Origin of the sequence: Cellulomonas hominis, from assembly GCF_014201095.1 — a bacterium.
Lineage (GTDB): Bacteria > Actinomycetota > Actinomycetes > Actinomycetales > Cellulomonadaceae > Cellulomonas > Cellulomonas hominis.
The window spans coordinates 3,897,137-3,921,868 of sequence record NZ_JACHDN010000001.1 but is presented as its reverse complement, the minus strand read 5'-3'; the positions used below and the strand labels follow the sequence as shown (position 1 = coordinate 3,921,868).

General features: G+C 74.4%; 19 protein-coding genes. All 19 read right to left on the bottom strand.

The annotated features are described in order from the left end of the window. Positions 1-68: 68 nt before the first annotated feature. Positions 69-701: an SRPBCC family protein gene (locus HNR08_RS18465; protein WP_146831848.1), complete on the bottom strand. Its 633-nt coding sequence runs from the start codon at positions 699-701 to the stop codon at positions 69-71. Positions 702-815: 114 nt separating this feature from the next. Further along, on the bottom strand, positions 816-2,246 hold the full coding sequence (gene pyk / locus HNR08_RS18460) for a pyruvate kinase (RefSeq protein ID WP_146831844.1): 1,431 nt from the start codon (positions 2,244-2,246) through the stop codon (positions 816-818). A gap of 88 nt (positions 2,247-2,334) precedes the next feature. Continuing rightward, positions 2,335-3,807 carry a glutamate synthase subunit beta gene (locus tag HNR08_RS18455; protein ID WP_146831841.1) on the bottom strand — a complete coding sequence of 491 codons (1,473 nt, stop codon included), beginning with the start codon at positions 3,805-3,807 and terminating at the stop codon, positions 2,335-2,337. A 66-nt stretch (positions 3,808-3,873) separates the two neighbouring features. Further along, positions 3,874-5,355: a glutamate synthase subunit beta gene (locus tag HNR08_RS18450; RefSeq protein WP_146831839.1), complete on the bottom strand. Its 1,482-nt coding sequence runs from the start codon at positions 5,353-5,355 to the stop codon at positions 3,874-3,876. Next, the gene (gene gltB, locus HNR08_RS18445; RefSeq protein ID WP_146831837.1) at positions 5,348-9,919 is read right to left on the bottom strand and encodes a glutamate synthase large subunit; all 4,572 of its coding nucleotides are present in this window, start codon (positions 9,917-9,919) and stop codon (positions 5,348-5,350) included. Before gltB ends, HNR08_RS18450 begins: the two co-directional genes overlap by 8 nt. A gap of 153 nt (positions 9,920-10,072) precedes the next feature. Further along, positions 10,073-10,948 carry a prolipoprotein diacylglyceryl transferase gene (lgt, locus tag HNR08_RS18440; RefSeq protein WP_146831834.1) on the bottom strand — a complete coding sequence of 292 codons (876 nt, stop codon included), beginning with the start codon at positions 10,946-10,948 and terminating at the stop codon, positions 10,073-10,075. A 47-nt stretch (positions 10,949-10,995) separates the two neighbouring features. Continuing rightward, positions 10,996-11,814 (bottom strand): tryptophan synthase subunit alpha, encoded by an 819-nt coding sequence (gene trpA / locus HNR08_RS18435; RefSeq protein ID WP_146831831.1) that lies wholly within the window; start codon positions 11,812-11,814, stop codon positions 10,996-10,998. Further along, positions 11,811-13,085, bottom strand: coding sequence for a tryptophan synthase subunit beta (gene trpB / locus HNR08_RS18430; protein WP_246802859.1), 1,275 nt, complete (start codon positions 13,083-13,085; stop codon positions 11,811-11,813). The genes trpA and trpB overlap by 4 nt, the downstream gene beginning before the upstream one ends. Before the next feature lie 50 nt (positions 13,086-13,135). Then, a complete protein-coding gene (gene trpC, locus HNR08_RS18425; RefSeq protein WP_146831825.1) occupies positions 13,136-13,951 on the bottom strand; it encodes an indole-3-glycerol phosphate synthase TrpC in 816 nt (271 codons plus the stop codon). Between the two features lie 110 nt (positions 13,952-14,061). After that, a complete protein-coding gene (locus HNR08_RS18420) occupies positions 14,062-14,445 on the bottom strand; it encodes a DUF2752 domain-containing protein (RefSeq protein ID WP_246802852.1) in 384 nt (127 codons plus the stop codon). Between the two features lie 55 nt (positions 14,446-14,500). Beyond that, positions 14,501-14,992 carry a DUF4190 domain-containing protein gene (locus HNR08_RS18415; protein WP_146831819.1) on the bottom strand — a complete coding sequence of 164 codons (492 nt, stop codon included), beginning with the start codon at positions 14,990-14,992 and terminating at the stop codon, positions 14,501-14,503. A gap of 145 nt (positions 14,993-15,137) precedes the next feature. Continuing rightward, entirely contained in the window at positions 15,138-15,458 is a 321-nt protein-coding gene (locus HNR08_RS18410) for an HGxxPAAW family protein (protein WP_146831816.1), read from the bottom strand. A gap of 47 nt (positions 15,459-15,505) precedes the next feature. Then, complete coding sequence (locus tag HNR08_RS18405) at positions 15,506-16,114, bottom strand: Trp biosynthesis-associated membrane protein (protein WP_146831813.1); 609 nt, start codon at positions 16,112-16,114, stop codon at positions 15,506-15,508. Beyond that, entirely contained in the window at positions 16,111-17,682 is a 1,572-nt protein-coding gene (locus HNR08_RS18400) for an anthranilate synthase component I (RefSeq protein WP_146831809.1), read from the bottom strand. Before HNR08_RS18400 ends, HNR08_RS18405 begins: the two co-directional genes overlap by 4 nt. Continuing rightward, positions 17,679-18,104, bottom strand: a complete 426-nt coding sequence (hisI, locus tag HNR08_RS18395) for a phosphoribosyl-AMP cyclohydrolase (RefSeq protein ID WP_146831806.1) — start codon at positions 18,102-18,104, stop codon at positions 17,679-17,681. The genes HNR08_RS18400 and hisI overlap by 4 nt, the downstream gene beginning before the upstream one ends. A 52-nt stretch (positions 18,105-18,156) precedes the next feature. Then, positions 18,157-19,986, bottom strand: coding sequence for an ABC transporter ATP-binding protein (locus tag HNR08_RS18390; protein ID WP_146831803.1), 1,830 nt, complete (start codon positions 19,984-19,986; stop codon positions 18,157-18,159). Further along, positions 19,983-21,860 carry an ABC transporter ATP-binding protein gene (locus HNR08_RS18385; protein WP_146832077.1) on the bottom strand — a complete coding sequence of 626 codons (1,878 nt, stop codon included), beginning with the start codon at positions 21,858-21,860 and terminating at the stop codon, positions 19,983-19,985. The genes HNR08_RS18390 and HNR08_RS18385 overlap by 4 nt, the downstream gene beginning before the upstream one ends. Before the next feature lie 235 nt (positions 21,861-22,095). Beyond that, complete coding sequence (rpsA, locus tag HNR08_RS18380) at positions 22,096-23,577, bottom strand: 30S ribosomal protein S1 (protein WP_146831799.1); 1,482 nt, start codon at positions 23,575-23,577, stop codon at positions 22,096-22,098. 126 nt (positions 23,578-23,703) lie between these two features. Continuing rightward, the gene (locus tag HNR08_RS18375) at positions 23,704-24,729 is read right to left on the bottom strand and encodes a 6-phosphofructokinase (protein WP_146831796.1); all 1,026 of its coding nucleotides are present in this window, start codon (positions 24,727-24,729) and stop codon (positions 23,704-23,706) included. Between the last annotated feature and the right edge of the window lie 3 nt (positions 24,730-24,732).

Below are 24,732 nucleotides of genomic sequence, written 5' to 3'. Positions count from 1 at the left end.
TCCCTCCTCGCGCCCGGCGGCCGCGACCGGCCGCCGCAGCCGACGCTATGCCCCGGCCGTCGCGGGCGCTACGCGGGTGTCGCCTCGACGCGGTCCCGGACGCCGCGCAGCATCCGCGTGCTCATGAGCGTGCTCAGCGCCGCGACCACCTCGACCATCGGGCGCGCCGCCGGCGTGCGGCACAGGTACCGCTCGCGCACCACCAGGCGGGTGGTCCCGGCGTCCGGCCCGGGCCGGAGCACGAAGGACCACGTGAAGTCGTAGGGCGCGGGCGCGGCGTCGGTGCCCTCCGGGGCGGCCCCGGCGAGCACCAGCGCCCGGCGCGGCTCGGCGAGCACCACCTCGAGCCCGACCTGCGGCGCCAGGTGCACCCGGTCGCCCACGCCGAGGTCCTGCCACTCCGGCACGATCTCGTCCGCGGAGCGGATGTCCAGCCCGACGAGGTTCTCGAGCGCGTCGTAGGAGTAGAAGCCGCCGCGCCCCCAGCCGATCTGCACGAGCCACGGCCAGACCCGGTCCGGCTCCGCGGCGATCGTGATGCCGCGGGTGGCGGTCACGTGCGCGAACGGCAACACCCCGTCGCCGGGGAGGTCCACGGCGCGCTCGACCTGGGTCGCGCCCCAGCGCATCCCCTGGTGCCGCGCGACGGCGACCCCCGCGAGCAGCCCCGCCCCGACCAGTACCCGTCGCGCACGCGTCATGCCGAGCACTTCACCACGCCGACCGGGCGTCCACCAGGACCAACGGTCCCGGACGTGCGCGAGGGGCCCCGCAGCACGCGGCTGCGGGGCCCCTCGCGGGCGGTGCGGTGTGCGTCAGGCGATGCGGCCCGCGGCCTCGTCGCCGATCTTGTGCACGATGATCGAGTTGGTCGACCCGACGACCCCGACCGGCGTGCCGGCCACGACGACGACGTAGTCGCCCACCTCGGCGAGGCCCTGCGCGCGCAGGGTGGACTCGACCTGCTGGACCATCGCGTCGGTGTGCTCGACCTGCGGGACCTCGTACGTCTGCGTGCCCCAGCTCAGCGACAGGGTGTTGCGGACCGAGGCCTGCGGGGTGAACGCCAGCAGCGGGATGGACGAGCGCAGGCGGGACATGCGGCGCGCGGAGTCGCCGGACTGCGTGAAGGTCACGAGGTACTTCACGCCGAGCGTCTCGCCGATCTCGGCCGCCGCGCGGGTGATGGCGCCGCCGCGGGTGTGCGGGGTCGAGCCGAGCGGGGCGATGCGCTCCCGGCCGAGCTCCTCGGTCGCCTCGATGATCCGGGCCATGGTGCGGACCGTCTCGATCGGGTAGTCGCCCACGCTGGTCTCGCCGGACAGCATGACCGCGTCGGCCCCGTCGAGCACCGCGTTGGCGCAGTCGGAGGTCTCGGCGCGCGTCGGGCGCGGGTTGTTCGTCATCGACTCGAGCACCTGGGTGGCGACGATGACCGGCTTCGCGTTGCGGCGGGCCAGCTCGACGGCGCGCTTCTGGACCAGCGGCACCTGCTCCAGCGGGAGCTCGACGCCGAGGTCGCCGCGGGCGACCATGATGCCGTCGAACGCGTCGACGATCTCGGCCAGGTTCTCGACGGCCTGCGGCTTCTCGACCTTGGCGATGACCGGGACGACCCGGCCCTCCTCCTCCATGATCCGGCGGACGTCGTCGTAGTCGGCGGCGTTGCGGACGAAGGACAGGGCGATGATGTCGGCGCCGGTCCGCAGGGCCCAGCGCAGGTCCTCCTCGTCCTTCTCGCTCATCGCGGGGACGGAGACGGCGACGCCGGGCAGGTTGATGCCCTTGTTGTTGGAGACGGGGCCGCCGACCTCGACGCGGGTCACGACGCGCGGGCCCTCGACGGCCGTGACGCGCACGAGGACGCGGCCGTCGTCGATGAGCAGCGGGTCGCCGACGCGGGCGTCGTCCGCCAGGCCCTTGTGGGTGGTGGAGACGAGCTCCTTGGTGCCCGGCACGTCCTCGGTGGTGATGGTGAAGACGTCACCCTCGGCGAGCTCGTGCTTGCCCTCGATGAAACGCCCGAGGCGGATCTTCGGGCCCTGGAGGTCCACCAGCACGGCCACGGAGCGCCCGGAGGCCTTCGCGGCGGCGCGCACGTTGTCGTACACGCGCTTGTGCACCTCGGTGTCACCGTGGCTGCGGTTCAGTCGGGCGACGTCCATCCCGGCGTCGACAAGGGCCTGGATCTGCTCGGCGGACTCCGTGGCGGGGCCGATGGTGCAGACGATCTTCGCTCTACGCATGGGGGAAAGCCTAGGCCTTTCGTGACAGACGGTTCGGACCGAACGTCCTGGTGGGCACAGACCGGCCCGGACGTGCGCGGTTGATGGTCTACGGCCGCATCGCCACCGTGCTCGCGGTCACCGGAGCGGGCAGAGCGGTACTGCCAGACAGGTAGGAGTCTACGGCCGCCGCGGCGGCCCTCCCCTCCGCCACGGCCCAGACCACGAGGGACTGCCCGCGGCCGGCGTCGCCTGCGACGTACACACCCGGGACCTTGGTCCTGAAGTCGTCGCGGCGCTCGAACGTGCCGCGCGGGCCGACCTCGAGGCCGAGCTGCGCCAGGAGCGGCCCCTGCTCGGGTCCGGTGAACCCGAGCGCGAGCAGCACGAGCTGCGCCGGGATCTCCCGCTCCGTCCCGGGCACGGGCTCCATCCGGCCGTCGACCGCCCGGACCTCGACGAGGCGCAGCGCCCGCACCCGGCCGTCCGCGTCGCCGACGACCTCGGTGGTCGCCGCGGCGAACTCCCGCTCGCCGCCCTCCTCGTGCGCCGAGGACACCTTGAACAGCACCGGCCAGGTCGGCCACGGCTGCTCCGGGCCGCGCGCGGTCGGCGGGGCGGGCATGATCTCGAGCTGGGTCACGGACCGGGCGCCCTGGCGCAGGGCCGTGCCGAGGCAGTCCGCGCCGGTGTCGCCGCCGCCGACGACGACCACGTCCAGCCCGGTCGCCACGACCTGACCGGGGGCGTCCAGGCCGACCGCGACCCGGTTCGCGGGGCGCAGGTAGTCCATCGCCGGCAGGACGCCCGCCAGTTCCCGGCCCGGCACCGGCAGGTCGCGCGGCACGGTCGAGCCCACGCACACCAGCACGGCGTCGTACCGGTCGCGGAGCTCGTCGCCGGACAGGTCGACGCCGATCTCGACGCCGCACCGGAAGCGGGTGCCCTCGGCGGTCATCTGCGCGATGCGGCGGTCGACCACGGCCTTCTCGAGCTTGTACTCCGGGATGCCGTACCGCAGCAGACCGCCGGGCGCGTCGGCCCGCTCGTAGACCGCCACGGTGTGCCCCGCCCGCGTCAGCTGCTGCGCGGCGGCGAGGCCCGCCGGGCCCGAGCCGACGACGGCGACCGTCTGCCCGGTCTGCCACTGCGGGACCTGCGGCACGAGCAGGTCGCGCGCGAAGCCCTCCTCGGCGATCGCGAGCTCGATCTCGCGGATCGTCACGGCCTCCTGGTTCAGCCCCAGGACGCAGGACGCCTCGCAGAGCGCCGGGCACACCCGCCCGGTGATCTCCGGGAAGTTGTTCGTGGCGTGCATCCGCTCCACGGCGTCCGGCCACTGGTCGCGCCACACCAGGTCGTTCCACTCCGGCATGAGGTTGCCGAGCGGGCACGCGTGGTGGCAGAACGGCACGCCGCAGTCCATGCACCGCGACGACTGCCGGTGCAGCCGCTCCAGGTCCTCCGGGTGGCCCGCGCGGTGCGCGTGCACCTCCCGCCAGTCCTGCAGCCGGACCGGCACGGGCCGGTTCGGGGGCAGCTCGCGGGAGCGGTGGGCGAGGAAGCCGCGGGGGTCAGCCATGGTGCCCGAACCTAGGCCGCCCCCGCCGCGCTCCTCTGGACCGAACGTCCCGGGCGCGGGCCGGGCTCAGGCCCGCAGCGCGACCGTCCCGGCCGTCACCGGCGCCGGGAGCTCCGTGGAGCCCCCGAGGTAGGTGTCCACCGCCGCCGCGGCGGCCCGGCCCTCGGCGATCGCCCACACGATGAGCGACTGCCCGCGGCCCGCGTCGCCGGCGACGAACACGCCCGGAACCGACGTCGCGAAGTCGTCCGACCGCGCGACCAGGCCGCGCGCCGTGAGGTCCACGCCCGCCTGCTCCACGAGCTCCGCGGTCTCCGGGCCGGTGAAGCCCATCGCGATGAGCACGAGGTCGGCCGGGATGTCCCGCTCGGTGCCCGGGGTGGGCACGCGGCGGCCGTCCGGCAGGTACTCGGTGGTCGCGAGGCGCAGGTGCGTGACCCGGCCGTCGTCGTCGCCCACGAACGCCACGGTGGACGCCAGGTAGGCGCGCTCGCCGCCCTCCTCGTGCGAGGAGGACACCTCGAACAGCACCGGGTCCGTGGGCCACGGCTGGTTCGCGGGCCGCTCGGTCGGGGGCTGCTTGCCGATGGCCAGCGTCGTGACGGACGCCGCGCCCTGGCGCAGGGCCGTGCCGACGCAGTCCGAGCCGGTGTCGCCGCCGCCGATGACGACGACGTGCTTGCCGGCCGCGTCGATCGGGTCGGGCACGTCCTTGCCCGCCACCAGCGCGTTCGACCGGTGCAGGTACTCCATCGCCGGGTGGACGCCCGCGAGCTCGCGCCCGGGCAGGGGCAGCTCGCGCGGCACGGTCGCCCCGGTGGCCACCACGACCGCGTCGTACCGGGCGCGCAGCTGCGCCCAGGTGACGTCCCGGCCGATCTCGACGCCCGGGCGGAACCGGGTGCCCTCGGCGGCCATCTGCTCCAGGCGGCGGTCGATGTGCCGCTTCTCGAGCTTGAAGTCCGGCACGCCGTAGCGCAGCAGGCCGCCGATCGCGTCGTCCCGCTCGTACACCGCGACGGTGTGCCCGGCGCGGGTCAGCTGCTGGGCGGCCGCCAGGCCGGCGGGGCCGGAGCCCACGACGGCCACGGTGTGCCCGGACAGGCGCTGCGGCACCTGCGGGTGCACCAGCCCCCGGTCGAAGGCCTCGTCGATGATCGAGACCTCGATGTTCTTGATCGTCACCGCGGGCTGGTTGATGCCCAGCACGCAGGCCGACTCGCACGGGGCCGGGCAGATCCGGCCCGTGAACTCCGGGAAGTTGTTCGTCGCGTGCAGCCGCTCGATGGCGTCCGCCCACTGCCCGCGCCACACGAGGTCGTTCCACTCGGGGATGAGGTTCCCGAGCGGGCAGCCGTTGTGGCAGAACGGCACGCCGCAGTCCATGCAGCGCCCCGCCTGCCGGTGCAGCAGGGTCGGCGTCTGCGGGTCGTCGGCGGCGCTGCGGTGCTCGTGCACCTCGCGCCAGTCCATGAGCCGCAGCGGCACCGGACGGTTGGCGGGCAGCTCGCGCTCCCGCACCTTCAGAAACCCACGGGGGTCAGCCACGTGCCACCTCCAGGATGCCCTCCCACACGCCGGGCGCGCTCGGGTCCAGCCCGTCCGCCTCGGCCTTCGCCAGTGCCGCGCGCACGCGGGCGTACTCGCGCGGCTGCACCCGGGTGAACCGGGCGCGGGTCGCGTCGGGGTCCGCGAGCAGCTCGGCGGCCACCCGCGAGCCCGTCTCGTCGGCGTGCCGCCGCAGCAGGTCCAGCACCAGCGCCGCGTCCTCGTCGCCGAGCGGGTCCAGCCCGATCTCGCCGGTCGCGACCGACTGGACGTTCACGCGCTCGGGCTTGAGGTCCAGCACGTACGCCGTGCCGCCCGACATGCCCGCGGCGAAGTTCCGCCCCGTGCGGCCGAGCACCAGCACGGTGCCGCCGGTCATGTACTCGCAGCCGTGGTCGCCCACGCCCTCGACGACCAGGGTCGCGCCGGAGTTCCGGACGCCGAACCGCTCGCCGACGACGCCGCGCAGGAACATCTCCCCGGACGTGGCGCCGTAGCCCAGCACGTTGCCGGCGATGACGTTGTGCTCGCCGCTCAGCACGGCGTTGCGGTCCGGCCGGACCACGATCCGGCCGCCCGAGAGGCCCTTGCCGACGTAGTCGTTCGCGTCGCCCTCGAGCCGCAGCGTGATGCCCGCCGGCAGGAACGCGCCGAACGACTGCCCCGCCGACCCGTTCAGCGCGACCTCGATCGTGCCGTCCGGCAGGCCGGCGCCGCCGTAGCGGCGGGTGACCTCGTGGCCGAGCATCGTCCCGACGGTGCGGTTGACGTTGCGGACCGGCAGCTCGATGCGCACCGGCCGGGCGTCCTCCAGGGCGTCGGCGGCCAGCGCGATGAACTGGTTGTCCAGCGCGCGGTCCAGGCCGTGGTCCTGGTCGTGGACGTGGTGCAGCGCGGAGCCGGGGACCGGCTCGGGCTGCGCGAGCACCGGGGCGAGGTCCAGGCCCTGCGCCTTCCAGTGGTCCACCGCCTTGCGGGTGTCCAGCAGCTCCACGTGGCCCACGGCCTCCTGGATGCTCCGGAACCCGAGCTCCGCGAGGATCTCGCGCACCTCCTGGGCGATGAACTCGAAGAACGTGACGACGAACTCCGGCTTGCCGGTGAACCGGGACCGCAGCTCGGGGTTCTGCGTCGCGACGCCCACCGGGCAGGTGTCCTGGTGGCAGACGCGCATCATGATGCAGCCCGACACCACGAGCGGTGCCGTCGCGAAGCCGAACTCCTCCGCGCCGAGCAGCGCGCCGACGACGACGTCCCGCCCGGTCTTGAGCTGGCCGTCGACCTGCACCACGACGCGGTCGCGCAGGTTGTTCAGCACCAGCGTCTGCTGGGTCTCGGCGAGGCCGATCTCCCAGGGCGTCCCGGCGTGCTTCAGCGACGTCAGCGGGGACGCGCCCGTGCCGCCGTCGTGGCCCGAGATGAGCACCACGTCGGAGTGCGCCTTGGCCACGCCCGCCGCCACGGTGCCCACACCGAACTCGCTGACGAGCTTGGTGTGGATCCGCGCCCGCGGGTTCGCGTTCTTGGCGTCGTGGATGAGCTGCGCCAGGTCCTCGATCGAGTAGATGTCGTGGTGCGGCGGCGGCGAGATCAGGCCGACGCCCGGCGTCGAGTGCCGTGTCCGCGCGACCCACGGGTACACCTTCGGGCCGGGCAGCTGGCCGCCCTCGCCGGGCTTGGCACCCTGGGCGAGCTTGATCTGGATGTCGTCCGCGAACGTCAGGTACTCGGAGGTGACGCCGAACCGGCCGGAGGCGATCTGCTTGATCGCCGAGCGCCGCTCGGGGTCGTGCAGCCGCTCCGGGTCCTCGCCGCCCTCGCCGGTGTTCGACTTGGCGCCGAGCCGGTTCATGGCGATCGCGAGCGTCTCGTGCGCCTCCATGGAGATGGAGCCGTAGGACATCGCGCCGGTGCTGAACCGCTTGACGATCTCGCTCACCGGCTCGACCTCGTCGACCGGCACCGGGGTGCGGTCCGCGGTCCGCAGCTCCAGCAGGCCGCGCAGCGTCATCAGCCGGGAGGACTGCTCGTTCACCCGGTTCGTGTAGGACCGGAACACGTCCATCTGCCGCGTGCGGGTGGAGTGCTGCAGCCGGAACACGGTCTCCGGGTCGAACAGGTGGTCCTCGCCGTCCCGGCGCCACTGGTACTCGCCGCCGGTCGCGAGGCGGCGGTGCGCCAGGCGGTTGCCGTTCGCGGGGTACGCGTCCGCGTGCCGGGCGGCGACCTCGGCCGCGATGACGTCCAGGCCGATGCCGCCGAGCCGGCTGGTGGTGCCGGTGAAGTACCGCTCCACGAGCGCCTGGGACAGGCCGATGGCCTCGAACACCTGCGCACCGCGGTAGGACGCGATGGTCGAGATGCCCATCTTCGACATGACCTTGAGGACGCCCTTGCCGAGCGCCTTGATGAGGTTCTTGACCGCCTGCTCCGGGCCGACGCCCGGCAGGTAGCCGTTCGTCGCGAGGTCCTCGACCGACTCCATCGCCAGGTACGGGTTCACCGCGGCGGCGCCGTAGCCGATGAGCAGCGCCACGTGGTGCACCTCGCGGACGTCGCCGGCCTCCACGACCAGCGACACCTGGGTGCGGGTGTGCCGGCGCAGGAGGTGGTGGTGCACGGCCGACAGCAGCAGCAGCGACGGGATCGGTGCGCGGTCCGCGTCGGAGTCCCGGTCGGACAGCACGAGGAAGCTCACGCCGTCGGCGATCGCCGCGTCGCACTCCGCGAAGATCTCCTCGAGCCGCTGCTCCAGGGCCTCGCCGCCGCCGCTCGCCGGGTACAGGCCGCGCACGATCGTCGACCGGAAGATCCCGGCCATCGCGGGGTCCTTGTCGATCTTGACGATCTTCGCCAGGCCGTCGTTGTCCAGCACCGGGAACGGCAGCACGAGCTTGCGCGCGTGCAGCGGGGTGTCCTCGAGCAGGTTCGGCTCGGGGCCGATCGCGCCGCCGATGGAGGTGACGAGCTCCTCGCGGATGGCGTCCAGCGGCGGGTTCGTCACCTGGGCGAACATCTGGGTGAAGTAGTCGAACAGCAGGCGCGGGCGCTCGGAGAGCACGGCGACCGGGGTGTCCGAGCCCATCGCGCCCAGCGGCTCCGCGCCGGTCGCGCCCATGGGCGTGAGGATGACCTTGAGCTCCTCCTCGGTGTACCCGAAGGTCCGCTGCCGGCGGCGCACGGAGGCCGACGAGTGCGCGATGTGCTCGCGCTCGGGGAGCTGCTCCAGGTAGACCGAGTTCTCCCGCACCCACTCCGCGTACGGGCGCTGCTCGGCGAGCTGGGCCTTGATCTCGTCGTCCTCGATGATCCGGCCCTGGCCGGTGTCCACCAGGAACATGCGGCCCGGCTCGAGGCGGCCCTTGCGGACGACGGTCGCCGGGTCGAGGTCGAGCACGCCGGCCTCGGACGCCATCACGACCAGGCCGTCCTCCGTCACCCAGAACCGGCCGGGGCGCAGGCCGTTGCGGTCCTGCACCGAGCCGATCAGGGTGCCGTCCGTGAAGGTCATCGCCGCCGGGCCGTCCCACGGCTCCATCAGCGACGCGTGGTACTCGTAGAACGCCCGCCGCGCGGGGTCCATCTGGGCGTGGTTCTCCCAGGCCTCCGGGATCATCATCATGATCGCGTGCGGCAGGCTGCGGCCGCCCAGGTGCAGCAGCTCGAGCACCTCGTCGAACGAGCCCGAGTCCGAGCCGCCCGGCGTGCACACCGGCAGCAGCGGCGCCAGGTCGCCCAGCAGGTCGGACTGCAGCGTGCCCTCGCGGGCGGCGACCCAGTTGCGGTTGCCGCGCACCGTGTTGATCTCGCCGTTGTGGGCGATCATCCGGAACGGCTGCGCGAGCGGCCACGACGGGAACGTGTTCGTCGAGAAGCGGGAGTGCACGAGCGCGAGCTCGGAGGCGTACCGCGGGTCCGACAGGTCCGTGAAGAACGGCTCGAGCTGCCCGGTGGTGAGCATGCCCTTGTAGCTGAGCGTCCGGGCGGACAGCGAGGCGAAGTACACGCCCAGCTCGCGCTCGGCGCGCTTGCGGAGCCGGAACGCCCGGCGGTCCAGGTCGATCCCGGCGAGCTCGCGGGACGGGTCCGCCACGACGAGCTGGCGGAACACCGGCATCGAGGCGCGGGCGGTCGGGCCGACGAGGTCGGCCGTCACCTGCACGTCGCGCCACGCGAGGACGTCGAGCTTCTCCTCCGCCGCGATCGCCTCGACGGCGCGCACGGCGACGGTGCGCTCCTCGGCGTCCTGCGGCAGGAACGCCATGCCGATCGCGTAGCGGCCGGCCGGGGGCAGCTCGGCGTCCACCACGTCGCGCAGGAAGGCGTCGGGGATCTGCGTGAGGATGCCGGCGCCGTCGCCGCTGTTCTCCTCGGCGCCGACCGCACCGCGGTGGTCGAGGTTGAGCAGCGCCGTCAGCCCGGCGTCCACGATGTCGCGGCCGGGGGTGCCGCGCAGCGTCGCGACGAACGCGAAACCGCACGCGTCGTGCTCGGCAGCCGGGTCGTAGAGACCCTGCTGCGGCACCGCAGGGGAAGCACCGAGACGCACAGGCGACGCGGGCATCAGCACCGTCCTCTCGACCCAGGGAGGGCCGGGTAGAGCTATGGGGGGCTGGGACGTCATCGGCCCGGGCTAGGTGTGGCGACGATACCCGCCGGAAACACGGGGGCTCACATCGCGAGAAAGTGAGGTGGGTCACACGCGCGGGGCCCGCGGTCAGCGGGCGGTGCCGTGCTCCTCCACCTCGTCGTCCTGCGCCGCTGCTTCCCGCAGGAGAGGTGTGGTCTCGCGTCCTGGATGACGACGTCCGACGACCAAGAACGCTACCAGCGCCCCGAGACCGACGATGATCGACGTCCACACGTTGAGCCGGAACGGGCCGATCATCTCGGCGGGGTCGATCCGCAGCAGCTCGATCCACAGGCGGCCCGTCGTGTAGATCACCACGTAGAGCCAGAACACCCGGCCGTGGCCCAGGCGGAACCGCCGGTCGAGCCAGATGAGCAGCGCCGCCCCCGCGAGGTTCCACAGCAGCTCGTACAGGAACGTCGGGTGGAACAGCGTGCCGGACTCGTAGCCCGCGGGCAGGTGCGCGTCGTCGATGCGCAGGCCCCACGGCAGGGTCGTCGGGCCGCCGAACAACTCCTGGTTGAACCAGTTGCCGAGCCGGCCGATCGCCTGCGCGACCAGCAGCCCGGGCGCGAGCGCGTCCGCGAACGCCGGGAACGAGACGCCCTGCCTGCGGCAGCCGATGAACGCGCCGACGGCACCGAGCGCGATCGCGCCCCAGATGCCGAGGCCGCCCTCCCAGATGGCGAGCGCCTTCCACGGGTCGCCGCCGGCGCCGAAGTACGCGTCCGGGGAGGAGATGACGTGGTACAGCCGCCCGCCGACGATGCCGAACGGCACCGCCCAGAACGCGATCTCCAGCACCTGGTCGGGGTCGCCGCCCCGCTCCCTCCACCGGCGCTGCGTCAGCCACACGGCGACGACGATGCCGAGCAGGATCGCCAGCGCGTAGGCGCGCAGCGGCACGGGGCCCAGGTACCAGACGCCCTGCGACGGGCTGGGGATCGCGGCGGGGATGATCACGACGCGAGCCTAAGCCACGGCGGCGCGCGCACCGCCCGCCGGTCCGGTCAGCGGGAGCGGCGGACGCCCTCGGCCAGGCCGGAGGCCACCGCGGCGAGCGCGTCCAGGCCCGCGGCCTCGTCCGGCGCGTCGGCCAGGGCCCGGACGAACGCCGAGCCGACGATGACGCCGTCCGCGTACCGGCCGATGTCCTGCGCCTGCTCCGGGCGGGACACGCCCAGCCCGACGCAGACGTGCTCGGCGCCGGCGGCGCGGGTGTCGGCCACGAGCTGCTCGGCGCGGGCGCCGACCGTGGTCCGCTCCCCCGTCACGCCCATGGTCGACGCCGCGTACACGAAGCCGCGCGAGGCCGCCGCGGTCATCGCCAGGCGCTCGGGCGTCGAGGACGGCGCGACCAGGAAGACGCGGTCCAGGTCGTGCGCCGTGGACGCGGCGATCCAGTCCTGGCCCTCGTCGGGGATGAGGTCGGGGGTGATGAGCCCGGCGCCGCCGGAACCCGCGAGGTCGCGCGCGAACGCGTCCACGCCGTACCGCAGCACGGGGTTCCAGTAGGTCATGACGAGCACGGGCGCGCCGGTCGCGGCGATCTGCTCGACCGCGCCCAGGACGTCCCGCACGCGCGTGCCGCCGGCCAGCGCGTGGTCCACCGCGTGCTGGATGACCGGTCCGTCCATGACGGGGTCCGAGTACGGCAGGCCGAGCTCGACGACGTCGACGCCCGCCTCGACCATCGTGCGGGCCGCCGCGACCGAACCGGCCACCGACGGGTAGCCGAGCGGCAGGTAGCCGACCAGGGCGGCCCGGCCCTCGCCGCGCAGGCGGTCCAGGGTGGCGCCGGTGCGCGAGGTGGTCACGGTCCCGCTCACAGCTGCTCCCCCTCGTCGGCCTGGACGACCGGCTTGTCCTCGATCAGGTCGAACCAGGCCGCCGCGGTCGCGACGTCCTTGTCCCCGCGCCCCGACAGGTTCACCAGGATCACGGGCTCGCGGCCGTCCGGCGTCTCCCAGGTCGCGGCCTCGCGGCCGAGCTGGAGCGCGCCGGCCAGCGCGTGCGCCGACTCGATCGCGGGGATGATGCCCTCGGTGCGGCACAGCAGCTGGAACGCGTCCATCGCCTCCGCGTCCGTCACCGGGCGGTACTCGGCGCGGCCGATGTCGTGCAGCCAGGCGTGCTCGGGGCCGACGCTCGGGTAGTCCAGTCCGGCGGAGACGGAGTGGCTCGGCAGGGTCTGGCCGTCGTCGTCCTGCAGCAGGTACGACTTCGTGCCCTGGAGGACGCCCGGGGAGCCGCCGCTGAACCGCGACGCGTGCCGGCCGGACGCGATGCCCTCGCCGCCTGCCTCGAAGCCGAACAGCCGGACCGACGGGTCGTCGAGGAACGCGTTGAAGATGCCCATCGCGTTCGACCCGCCGCCCACGCACGCGGCGACGGCGTCGGGGAGCCGGCCGATCTCCTCCGCGAGCTGGGCCTTCGCCTCCTCGCCGATGAGCTTGTGGAAGTCCCGGACCATCTCCGGGAACGGGTGCGGGCCGGTGACCGTGCCGAGCAGGTAGTGCGTCGTGTCGACGTTCGCGACCCAGTCGCGCAGCGCCTCGTTGATCGCGTCCTTGAGCGTGCGGGAGCCGATCGTCACGGGGACGACGGTCGCGCCGAGCAGCCGCATCCGGGCGACGTTGAGCGCCTGGCGCCGGGTGTCCTCCTCCCCCATGTACACGACGCACTCGAGGTCGAGCAGCGCCGCGGCGGTCGCGGTGGCCACGCCGTGCTGGCCCGCGCCGGTCTCCGCGATGACGCGCGTCTTGCCCATCCGCTTCACGAGCAGCGCCTGGCCGAGCACGTTGTTGATCTTGTGCGAGCCGGTGTGGTTGAGGTCCTCGCGCTTGAGGAAGACCCGGACCCCGGGCGCGACGTGCTCCGCGAACCGCTTCACCTCGGTCAGCGGGCTCGGCCGGCCGGTGTAGGTGCGGTGCAGCCGCGCGAGCTCGGCGCCGAACGTGGGGTCGGCCAGCGCCTTGTGGAACGCGGTGTCGAGCTCGTCGAGCGCGGCGACGAGTGCCTCGGGCACGAACCGCCCGCCGAAGTCCCCGAAGTAGGGGCCCGCGTGCGTGGCCAGCGGCCCGCCGGGGGTCGTGCTCACCTGCGGACCGGTCCGACCCGTCGTCACGTGCTGCTCCTCGTCCCTCGTGCTCACTGCCGGACGGCGCGCAGCGAGGGGTGCGCCCCCGCCGCCACCAGGTCCGCGACCGACTGCCGCGGGGCGTCGTCCGTGACCAGCGCCTCGCCCACCAGCACGGCGTCCGCGCCGGCCCGGGCGTAGTCCATGACGTCGTGCGGCCCGCGCACGCCCGACTCCGCGACCTTGACCACGTCCGCCGGGATCGACGGGGCGACCCGCGCGAACGTGCCGCGGTCGACCTCGAGCGTCTTGAGGTCCCGGGCGTTCACGCCGATCACCCGCGCGCCGGCGTCGACCGCGCGCATGACCTCCTCGGTGTCGTGCACCTCGACCAGGGCGGTCATGCCCAGGGAGTGCACCCGCTCCACCAGCGAGGTCAGCACGGTCTGCTCCAGCGCCGCCACGATGAGCAGCACCAGGTCGGCGCCGTGCGCCCGCGCCTCCCACACCTGGTACGGCGTGACGACGAAGTCCTTGCGCAGCACCGGGATGTCGACGGCCGCGCGCACGTGGTCCAGGTCGGCCAGGCTCCCGTTGAACCGGCGCTGCTCGGTGAGCACCGAGATGACGGTCGCGCCGCCCTTCTCGTACTCCGCGGCCAGCGCGGCCGGGTCGGTGATCGTCGCGAGCGCGCCCTTGCTCGGGCTGGAGCGCTTGACCTCCGCGATCACCGTGACCGCGTCCTCGACGCGGAGCCGGGAGACGCAGTCCTTCGCCCCGGGCACCCGCGCGGCGCGCTCCTTGAGCTCCGCCAGCGGCGTGGCCGCCTCGCGCACCGCGAGGTCCTCGCGGACCCCCGCCACGATGTCGTCCAGCACAGTGCCCATCGCCGCCTCATCTCCCCCGCCATCGGCAACGGCACCCCGCGCGGCGCCGCCTCGGCCATGGTACGGGCGGCCGGCACGTCGCCCGACCACGGCCCAGCGTGTGGGACGGGTCACGGCGCGAGGAGCGGCGCCCAGGCGGGGACGTTGCGCGCGACGGAGTACGCCGCGACCAGCAGCAGGCCGCCCACGGCGACCCACGCGGGCGGGGCGGCGGGCGGGGTCCCGGTCCGCCAGCCCCGCACGAGCCCCCGGACCCAGAACGCGACCAGGACGGGGACGACGAGCACCCACAGCGGGTTCATCGCCCACGCCCCCGCCAGGTCGCCGGTCAGCAGGTCGCGCGACGCGCGCAGCACGCCGCACCCGGCGCAGTACCGGCCGGTCAGCGCGTACACCGGGCACACGCCCCACGAGCCGGGCTCGTGCGGGTCGACCAGCAGGAGCCCGGACGTGACGACGGCCGCGCCGCCCGCCAGCAGCAGCGGCGTCCGCACCGCCCGGAGGCGGCTCGGACGCGCGGCGCGGACGGGCGGCGCGGCCGGGGTCATCTCAGTAGCCGTTGAGGCTGTTCTGGTACTCGTCCCAGAACGCGTCCCAGCCGCCGAGCGAGACGATCGCGATGATGACGAACACCGTCGCGAGGACCGTGAGGACGGTGGCGATCCAGGAGATCACGAGGCCGGCCGTCGCCATGCCGCCGTTGTTCGCCTCGCCGCGGGCCACGGCCTGCTTGGCCTTCGTGCCGACGACGATGCCGGCGATGCCGGTGACGAACCCGCAGACGAACAGGCCCACCAGGCCCAGCACCAGCGACCACACCGCGAGGTTGTTCTTCGGGTAGTAGCCGCCGTAGCCGGCAGGCTGGCCGTACGGCTGCTGCTGCCCGTAGGGCTGCTGGCCGTAGGGCTGGGGCGCCGGCTCCCCGCCGGCGTACTGCCCGTACTGCGGGATGCCGCCGGGCTGCTGGCCGCCGGGCTGCTGGCCCTGGCCGGAGCCGTCGGGGGCGGAGTACGGGTCCTGCGGCTGGTTCGGGGTCGACATCTCGGCGGGCTCCTGTCGTGGGTCCGTGCGGGGTCTCTGCCCGGCGTCGCCGCTGCTCGCGAGCGTGCCGGAACCCCCCAGGTCTACCGGAGCCGGGTTCCGCCGTCCAGCCGGGGCCGGGCGCGTCGCCCGTCCGCGCGGGCGCTCAGTGGCCGCCGGTGCGCCGGGCCTTCGCGACCGTGTGCCGCCCGCCCTGGCCGAAGCCCGCGACCTGCAGCACCTTGCCGACCACGACGCCGCCGAGCGCGACGCCGATACCGGTCCAGAACAGCCACATCTGGCCGAAGATCAGGCCGAGCGCGCCGGCGACCGAACCGACCAGCACGATGATCGTCGTGGTCCACGCGGCGGTGGTGTGGCCGTGGTTGGTGGGCGGGGCCGACGGGGGCAGACGCAGGGTCTCCGTGCCGGGCTGCTGCTGGGCACCCGACACGACACCGGGGGGACGGAGCGACTGCTCGACCATCGTGGGCACACCTTTCATGACGTCGTGTCGTCACCCTAGCGGACGGTTCAGGTCGGGTCGTCCCCACGGGACAGCGCGTCCCAGGTGCTGCGCTCGTCGTCGCCGCCCGCGGCGGCGGGCGGCGCGCTCCCGCCCGCGCGCTCGTGCCGGTCCGAGGCGGCGGGCCAGCGGCCGGAGACAAGGGCCAGGCGCACGGCGGCCGCGACCACGACCACGCCGAGGCCGGCGGCGACGAGCGGCCACGGGCCGACCGCGACCTCGCCGACGACCCCGGACACGCCCGTCGCGTCCGCGGCGGCCCGCTCGGCGGCGGCGGCCGCCCCGCCCCACGCGGCCAGGCCGGAGGCCACGACGAGCACGCCCGCCGCGGCGACGACCCCGACCACCACCCAGCGCCCGATCCGGCCGACCAGCGCGACCGCGCCGGCGGCGGCCAGCAGCACGAGGGCCGCCGCGACCAGGCCGGGCGCGGCGGCGGAGCCCCGGACGGTGACGGCGACCTGCTCGCCCTGCGCGCCGGCGGCGGTGGCCGTGACCCAGGTCGGCAGCGTGGTGAGCGCGACCAGGCCGGACAGGAGCAGCAGGGCGAGCACCGACCCGGCGCGCCGGGGGGTGCGGGGGCTCCGGGGCGCCTCGGTGTCGGGCGCCGAGGTCACGACCGCTCCGCCCGCCGCAGCCGCGACGCCACCTGCACCGCCCGGACCGCCGCGGCGGCCTTGTCCCGGGACTCGCGGTACTCCGCCGCAGGGACCGAGTCCGCGACGATGCCGGCGCCCGCCTGCACGCTCGCGCGGCCGCCCCGGATCAGGGCGGTGCGGATGGCGATGGCCATGTCCATGTCCCCCGCCAGGTCGAAGTACCCGACGGTCCCGCCGTAGATGCCGCGCCGGGCCGGCTCGATCTCGTCGATCAGCGCGATCGCCCGCGGCTTCGGGGCGCCGGACAGGGTGCCCGCGGGGAACGTCGCGGTGAGGGCGCCGAGCGCCGTCGCCCCGGCGCGCAGCCGGCCGACCACGGTCGAGCAGATGTGCATGATGTGGCTGAAGCGGCGGACCGCCATGAACTCGACGACCTCGACGGTGGCGGGCTCGCACACCTTGACCAGGTCGTTGCGGGCCAGGTCCACCAGCATGAGGTGCTCCGCGCGCTCCTTCGGGTCGGCGAGCAGCTCGTCGTGCAGCGCGCGGTCCTCCTCGGGGGTCGCGCCCCGCGGGCGGGAGCCGGCGATCGGGAACGTGGTGACGTGGCCCTCGGTGACCTTGACCAGCGTCTCCGGGCTGGAGCCGACGACGGCGAAGTCGCCGCCGTCCGCGTCCCGGAGCTGCAGGTAGTACATGTACGGGCTCGGGTTGATGGTCCGCAGCACCCGGTACACGTCGAGCGGGTCCGCGGGGCAGTCCAGGTCGAGCCGCTGGGACAGGACGACCTGGAACACCTCGCCGTCGCGGATCGCCTCCTTGCCGGTGGCGACCGCGGCCTCGTACTCCGCGGCGGTGGACCGGAACTCCAGCTCGGGCACCGGGGCGTCCACGAGCAGGGCGGCTGCCGGGGCGGCGGGGCGGAGCAGGGCGTCCTGCATCGCGTCCAGGCGGGCCATCGCGTCGGCGTGCGCCTCGTCCACCCGCTCGTCGGTGCCGTCGAAGTTGATCGCGTTGGCGACGAGCCACACCGAGCCGTCCCGGTGGTCGGTCACCGCGAGGTCGGTCGCGAGGCAGAGCGTCAGCTCCGGCACGCCGAGCTCGTCGGGGGCGGCCGCGGGCAGCGTGGGCTCCCAGTGCCGGACCACGTCCCAGCCGAGCGCGCCCACCAGGCCGCCGGTGAGCGGGGGCAGGCCCGGGACGGCGGGCGTGCGCAGCACCTCGAGCGTCTCGCCGAGCACGGCCAGCGGGTCGCCCTGCGTCGGCACGCCGGCCGGCACGTCGCCGGTCCACACGGCGCGCCCGTCGCGGACGCTCAGGGTCGCGCGCGACCGCACGCCGACGAACGACCAGCGCGACCACGTGCCGTCCTGCTCGGCGGACTCGAGGATGAACGTGCCCGCCCGGCCGGCCGCGAGGGTGCGGTACAGGCCCACCGGCGTGGTGTCGTCGGCGAGCAGGCGGCGGACCACCGGGACCACCCGGCGCGTCGCGGCCCGCTCGCGGAACTCGTCCAGCGCGGGCCAGGTCGCGCCCCAGGGCACGTCCACGGGGGCCTCGGCGGGCGCCGCCGGCCCGGCGGTCACGGCTGCTCCCCCGCGGTGGCCGAGGGGCGCTCGCCCACGACGGCGTCCAGCGGGCCGCCGGCCTCGAAGCAGGTGCGCGTGCCCGTGTGGCAGGCCGCGCCGACCTGGTCGACCCGCACGAGCAGCGCGTCGCCGTCGCAGTCGAGGGCGACCGACTTCACGTACTGCGCGTGCCCGGACGTGTCGCCCTTGCGCCAGTACTCCTGCCGCGACCGGCTCCAGAACGTCACGCGGCCGGAGGTCAGGGTGCGGTGCACCGCCTCGTCGTCCATCCAGCCGACCATGAGCACCTCGCCGGTGTCGTGCTGCTGCACGACCGCGGCGACCAGGCCGGCGGCGTCCCGGGACAGGCGCGCCGCGACGGCCGGGTCGAGCGCCGAGGGGCGGACGGGGACGGACGGGACGGAGGAGTGCTGTGCCACCCGCCGATCCTCCCACGGCGCCCCGCGCGACCGCCCGGCGCGTCCACGCCGGTCAGCGCGTCTGCGCCACCCACGCCCGGTGCATCGCGGCGTACACGCCGTCGCGCCCGGCCAGGTCCTCGTGCGGGCCGACCTCGACGACCCGCCCGGCGTCCACGACCACCACCAGGTCGGCCGCCTCCGCCGTCGACAGCCGGTGCGCGATCGTCACCGTGCTGCGGCCCGTGGTCAGCGAGTCGAGCGCCCGGGCGATCCGCACCTCGGTCGCCGGGTCGACAGCGGAGGTGGCCTCGTCCAGGACGAGCAGGTCGGCGTCCGCCAGGTACGCGCGGGTGAGCGCGACGAGCTGCCGCTCCCCCGCGGACAGCGCCTCGCCGCGCTGGCCGACCGGCGTGTCCAGGCCGGCCGGGAGCTCCGCGACCCAGTCCGACAGCCCGAGCTCCGCCAGCGCCGCGCGCAGCTCCGGCTCCGCGGCGTCCGGGTCGGGGGCGGTGCCGTCGGCGCCGCGCAGGCCGTAGACCAGGTTCTCCGCGAGCGTGGCGTCGAACAGGAACCCCTCCTGCGGCACCATGACGACCCGCCGGCGCAGGTGCTCGGTGCTGACCGTGCGCAGGTCGGTGCCGTCCAGCAGCACCGAGCCGTCCGTCGGGTCCATCAGGCGGGTGATGAGCTTGGCGATCGTCGTCTTGCCGGAGCCGGTGGCGCCCACGACGGCGACCGAGCGGCCCGCCGGCAGGTGCAGGTCCACCTCGTGCAGCACCGGCGGCCCGCCCGGGTAGGCGAAGCCGACGCCGCGCAGCTCGACCGCCGCCGGTCCGCGGGGCGACGGCACGCCGCGCGGGCCGGGGTCGGCCACCTGCACGGGCGTGTCGATGATGCCCAGCACCCGGCGCCAGCCGGCGACGGCGTTCTGCAGCTCGTTGAGCACCTCGGTGGCCTGCTGCACCGGGCCGGTGAACAGCTGCACGAGGAACAGGAAGGCCAGCAGCTGGCCGACGCTGAGCTCGCCGGCCACGCCCAGCGCCGTCCCGGCGACCACGACGACCGCGAGCACGAGGTTCGCGACCAGGACGCCCGAGGAGAACACCAGCGACACGGTGTTCTGCGCGTGCACCATCGCGTCCCGGGTCGCGCCGATCCGGGCGTCCACGGTCCGCTGCACCCGGCGCTGCACGCCGTACGCCCGGATCGTCTCGGCGCCGACGACGGCCTCGGACACCGCGCCGAGCATCGCCCCGACGCGCTCGCGCACCCGGGTGTAGGCCGCGTTCACCCGCTTCTGCAGCGGCCGCAGCGCCACGACCAGGGGCCCGAAGCACAGCCACACCAGGATCGTGAGCTGCCACGAGTAGACGGCCATGAGCACCGTCGCGACGGCGACCTGCAGCGTCGAGACCAGCAGCATGATGCCGCCCCACTGCACGAACATCGAGATCGTGTCGACGTCCGAGGTGACGCGCGAGACCAGGGACCCGCGGCGCTCGGTGTTCTGCGTGAGCACGGACAGGTCGTGCACGTGCCGGAACGCCCGGACCCGCAGCTCCGCGAGCCCGGCTTCGGAGGCCCGGAACAGCCGCACGTTCACCAGCGCGGAGCACAGCCCGCCCGCGACCAGCGCGAGGGCGGCGGCGCCCACCAGCGTGACGACCCGGCGCACGTCGGGGCCGCCGTCCGCGAGGATGCCGGTGTCCATCACCTGCTGCACCGCCACGGGCACGACGACCTTGCCGGCCGCCGCGACGACGGCGAGCAGGAAGGTCAGGCCGATGCCCTGCACGAGCTGCGGGGAGACCTGCACGCCGCGGCGCAGGGTGCCGAGGACGCCGAGCGGCTCGGCGCCGCCGCCCAGGCCGGCCTGGTCGGCCGGGTCCGCCGCGCTCATCGCGCCTCCTCCTCGTCCAGCTCGGCCGCCACCAGCGCGTCGGCCTCGCGGTCCTCGTCGTCCTCCTCGGCGGACTCCCCCGCGGCCAGGGCCTCGGCCCGGCGGGCGGCACGGCGCTCCGACTCCTGCTCGTAGGCCGTCGCGAGCTCCCGGTAGCCGGGGTCGCGGGCCAGCAGCTCCGCGTGCGTGCCGCGGTCGACCACCCGGCCGCCCGCGACGTGCACCACCTCGTCGGCCAGCAGCACCGAGGACATCCGGTACGCGACCAGCAGCACCGTCGGGCCGGTGCCGCCGTCGCCCGTGTGCTCGCGCAGGCCGGTGAGGATGCCCTGCTCCACCCGCGGGTCCACCGCCGACGTGGCGTCGTCCAGCACGAGCAGGCGCGGCCGGCGCACGAGCGCCCGGGCGATCGCGAGGCGCTGCCGCTGCCCGCCGGACAGGTTCGAGCCGCGCTCGCCCAGCGGGGCGTCCAGCCCGCCGGGCAGCTCCCGGACCACGCCGTCCACCCGGGCGAGCCGCAGCGCGGCCCAGACCTCGTCGTCGGAGGGGGCGGCCGGGTCGTCGGCGTCGCACAGCGTGACGTTGCCGCGCACGGTGTCCTCGAAGACGAAGGTCTGCTGCCCGACCAGGACCACCTGGCCGGTCAGGTCGCCGGGGACGAGGTCGCGCACGTCCGTGCCGTCGACGGCGATGGTCCCGGTCGTGGGGTCGGTGAGCCGCGGGACGAGCGACACCAGCGTCGTCTTCCCCGCCCCCGTCGGGCCGACGACCGCGACCACGCGGCCGGGCGCGACGTCGAGGTCCACGTCCCGCAGCAGGTCGACCGGTCCGCCGTCCGGGCCGGGCACCCGCACGCCGACGCCGGACATCCGCAGCGCCGCGCCGCCGGGCCGGCGGGTCAGCGGCACCGCGCCCGCCGCGAGCTCGCCCTCGGCGTCGACGACGCGCGCCACCCGGTCGTGCCCGACCAGCGCGCGCGGCAGCTCGCCCAGCACCCAGCCGAACGCCCGCACCGGGACCGCCATCAGGGTGAGCAGGTAGGCCGCCGCGACGATGTCGCCGGTGTCGACCGCGCCGACGGACACCCGCCACACGCCGACCAGCAGCACGAGCAGCGTCCCGATGCTCGGCAGCATGTCGATGACCGGGTCGAAGTAGGCGCGCACGACGCCCACGCGGACGTTCGCGTCCCGGAGGGCGCCCGCGCGCTCGGCGAACCGGCGCTCCTCGCGGTCCTCGGTGCCCAGCGACTTCACCAGCAGCGCGGCCTCGAAGCTCTCGTGCGCGATGTCCGCCACCTCCGCGCGCAGCTGCTGCGCGCGGGTCGCGGCCGGGGACATCCGGCGCTGGAACACGAGGTTCGCGACGACGGCGGCGGGCAGCACCACGAGGGCGGCCAGCGCGAGCCACACGTCGGTGGACAGCAGCGCCACCGCGGCCACGGCGATCATCACGACGACGCCGAGCGCGAAGGGCAGCGGGTTGAACACGCCGGTCGCGGCCTCGACGTCCGCCGAGGCGTTCGACAGCAGCTGCCCGGTCGGGTGCCGGCGGTGCCAGCTCATCGGCAGCCGCAGGTACTGCCGGGTCACGGCGCGCCGGTGCATGGCCTGCTGGTCGGCCACGCCCATGCCCGCGAAGATGCGCCGCCCGGCGACCGCCGCGGCCAGCGAGACCGCGACCAGCGCGAGCACGCCCCCCGCGAGCCAGATGCGCCCGCGCGCCACGCCGTCCCCGGCGATGGCCGGGACCACGACGTCGTCGGTCGCCCAGCCGAGCACCCGGCTCACGGCGACCGTCAGCGCGCCGAACGCGGCGGACGTGCCGATGGCCAGGACGTACGTGCGCGGCTGCGACGCGATCCCGCGGCCCATGAGCAGCAGGGACCGCCGCAGCACCGACCCGGTCAGGGTGGCCGGACGGGGCGTGGTGGAGCGCGCGGGCACAGCTCGGCCTTTCACGGGGTGGATCAGCGGCGCCGTCGATCCTCTCACGCACCGGTGACACGGCCCGGACGGGCGTCCCGGCCGGTGAGACGCCGACGGGCCGGCCACCCGCAGGTGGCCGGCCCGTCGGACCGCTGACCGGGCGCAGGCCCGGCCGGTCGGCTCAGTTGCCGGTGAGCTTCTCGCGGAGCGCGGCGAGCGCCTCGTCCGACGCCAGCGTGCCGGTCGCCTCCTGGGCCGGGGCCGAGGAGTAGGAGGAGCTCGACGACGAGGAGGACGACGAGGACGCACCCTCGGACGCGGCCTCCGCGTCGGCCTGGACGGCGTCCAGGACCTGCTTGCGGTGCGCCTCCCAGCGCTCGTGGGCCTTGGCGTACTGCGCCTCCCAGGCCTCGCGCTGGGTCTCGAAGCCCTCGAGCCACTCGTTGGTCGCCGGGTCGAAGCCCTCGGGGTACTTGTAGTTCCCCTCCTCGTCGTACTCGGCCGCCATGCCGTACAGCGCGGGGTCGAAGTCCTCCGAGGTCGGGTCGAAGCCCTCGTTCGCCTGCTTGAGCGACAGCGAGATGCGGCGGCGCTCCAGGTCGATGTCGATGACCTTGACGAACACGTCGTCGCCGACCTGCACGACCTGCTCCGGGATCTCGACGTGGCGCACGGCCAGCTCCGAGATGTGCACCAGGCCCTCGATGCCGTCCTCGACGCGCACGAACGCACCGAACGGGACGAGCTTGGTGACCTTGCCGGGGACGACCTGGCCGATGGCGTGCGTCCGGGCGAACGCCTGCCACGGGTCCTCCTGCGTCGCCTTCAGCGACAGCGAGACCCGCTCGCGGTCGAAGTCGACGTCCAGGACCTCGACCGTGACCTCCTGGCCGACCTCGACGACCTCGGACGGGTGGTCGATGTGCTTCCAGGACAGCTCGGAGACGTGCACGAGCCCGTCCACGCCGCCCAGGTCGACGAACGCACCGAAGTTGACGATCGAGGACACGACACCGGGGCGCACCTGGCCCTTCTGCAGGGTCTGCAGGAAGGTGGAACGGACCTCGGACTGCGTCTGCTCGAGCCACGCCCGGCGCGACAAGACCACGTTGTTGCGGTTCTTGTCGAGCTCGATGATCTTCGCCTCGATCTCCTTGCCGACGTACGGCTGGAGGTCGCGGACGCGGCGCATCTCGACGAGGGAGGCCGGCAGGAAGCCGCGGAGGCCGATGTCGAGGATGAGGCCACCCTTGACCACCTCGATGACGGTGCCGGTGACGACGCCGTCCTCCTCCTTGATCTTCTCGATCGTGCCCCAGGCGCGCTCGTACTGGGCGCGCTTCTTGGACAGGATCAGACGACCCTCCTTGTCCTCCTTCTGGAGGACGAGGGCCTCGACCTCGTCACCGACCTTGACGACCTCGCCCGGGTCCACGTCGTGCTTGATGGACAGCTCGCGGGACGGGATGACGCCCTCGGTCTTGTAGCCGATGTCGAGCAGGACCTCGTCACGGTCGACCTTGACGATGGTGCCCTCGACGATGTCGCCGTCGTTGAAGTACTTGATCGTGGCGTCGACGGCGGCGAGGAAGTCCTCGGCCGTGCCGATGTCGTTGACCGCGACCTGCGGGGTGCCGGGCTTGGCGGGGGTGGAGATGCTCATGTAGGGATGGGCTCCGATGCGGACAGTTGTCGTGCGAACAGGGATTCGGCGGTGCCGCGCGCCCCACGCAGGGCACGCCACACCGCCGAATACCTTACCGGCCCCGGTGACGGCGGGTCAAAGCCGTCAGGCCAGGGCGCGCGCCACCCGGAGCAGCTCCGACGGGACGCGCTTCACCTTGCCCGCGATCTCGGGCAGCGGGACCAGCACGACCTCCTCGCCGCGCAGCGCCGTCATGACGTTCGACTCGCCCCGGGCCAGCGCGTCGATCGCGGCGACGCCGAACCGGCTGCCGAGGATCCGGTCCGCCGGGACCGGGCTGCCGCCGCGCTGCACGTGGCCGAGCACCGTCACGCGGGTGTCGAACCCGGTGCGCTCCTCGATCTCCGCCTTCACCCGCGCGGTGATCGCGCCCGCGACGATCTCGCCGAACTGACCGACCGGCGCCTCGTACGACATCGACGTGCCCTCGGCCGGGACGGCCCCCTCGGCGACGACGACGATCGAGAAGTTCGCGTGCGCGCGGTGCCGGTGCTTGAGGAACTTGATCACCTTGTCGATGTCGAACGGCTCCTCCGGGGCCAGCACGACCTCGGCGCCGCCGGCGATCCCGGCGGTCACGGCGATCCAGCCGGCGCTGCGCCCCATGACCTCGACGATCATCACGCGGTTGTGCGACTCGGCGGTGGTGTGCACCCGGTCGATCGCCTCGGTCGCGATGCCCACCGCGGTCTCGAAGCCGATGGACCGGTCGGTGCCCCAGACGTCGTTGTCGATCGTCTTGGGGATCGCGACGATCTTGACGCCCGCCTCGGCCACCTTCGACGCCGCGTGCAGCGTGCCGTCGCCGCCGATGCAGATCAGCGCTTCGATCCGCTCGGCCTCCAGGGTCGCCAGGACGCCGTCCATGCCGCCGTTCGACGCGTGCGGGTGGTACCGCGCCGTGCCGAGGAGGGTGCCGCCGCTGGGCAGCACGTTGCGGATGTGGTTGCGGGTCAGCGGCACGATGTCGCCGTCCACCACGCCGCGCCAGCCGTTGCGGAACCCGATGATGGAGTGCCCGTACTCCCCCTCGCCCCGCTTGACGACCGCCCGGATCGCCGCGTTCAGACCGGGGACGTCGCCACCACCGGTGAGCAGTCCGACTCGCACGCT

Excerpts from the sequence above, each read along its gene's own strand:
- HNR08_RS18410 (WP_146831816.1), bottom strand. The coding sequence starts at position 15,458 with ATGGTCGAGCAGTCGCTCCGTCCCCCCGGTGTCGTGTCGGGTGCCCAG.
- HNR08_RS18415 (WP_146831819.1), bottom strand. The coding sequence starts at position 14,992 with ATGTCGACCCCGAACCAGCCGCAGGACCCGTACTCCGCCCCCGACGGC.
- HNR08_RS18390 (WP_146831803.1), bottom strand. The coding sequence starts at position 19,986 with ATGAGCGCGGCGGACCCGGCCGACCAGGCCGGCCTGGGCGGCGGCGCC.
- HNR08_RS18455 (WP_146831841.1), bottom strand. The coding sequence starts at position 3,807 with ATGGCTGACCCCCGCGGCTTCCTCGCCCACCGCTCCCGCGAGCTGCCC.
- rpsA (WP_146831799.1), bottom strand. The coding sequence starts at position 23,577 with ATGAGCATCTCCACCCCCGCCAAGCCCGGCACCCCGCAGGTCGCGGTC.
- trpC (WP_146831825.1), bottom strand. The coding sequence starts at position 13,951 with ATGGGCACTGTGCTGGACGACATCGTGGCGGGGGTCCGCGAGGACCTC.
- gltB (WP_146831837.1), bottom strand. The coding sequence starts at position 9,919 with ATGCCCGCGTCGCCTGTGCGTCTCGGTGCTTCCCCTGCGGTGCCGCAG.
- pyk (WP_146831844.1), bottom strand. The coding sequence starts at position 2,246 with ATGCGTAGAGCGAAGATCGTCTGCACCATCGGCCCCGCCACGGAGTCC.
- HNR08_RS18465 (WP_146831848.1), bottom strand. The coding sequence starts at position 701 with ATGACGCGTGCGCGACGGGTACTGGTCGGGGCGGGGCTGCTCGCGGGG.
- HNR08_RS18385 (WP_146832077.1), bottom strand. The coding sequence starts at position 21,860 with ATGGGCCGCGGGATCGCGTCGCAGCCGCGCACGTACGTCCTGGCCATC.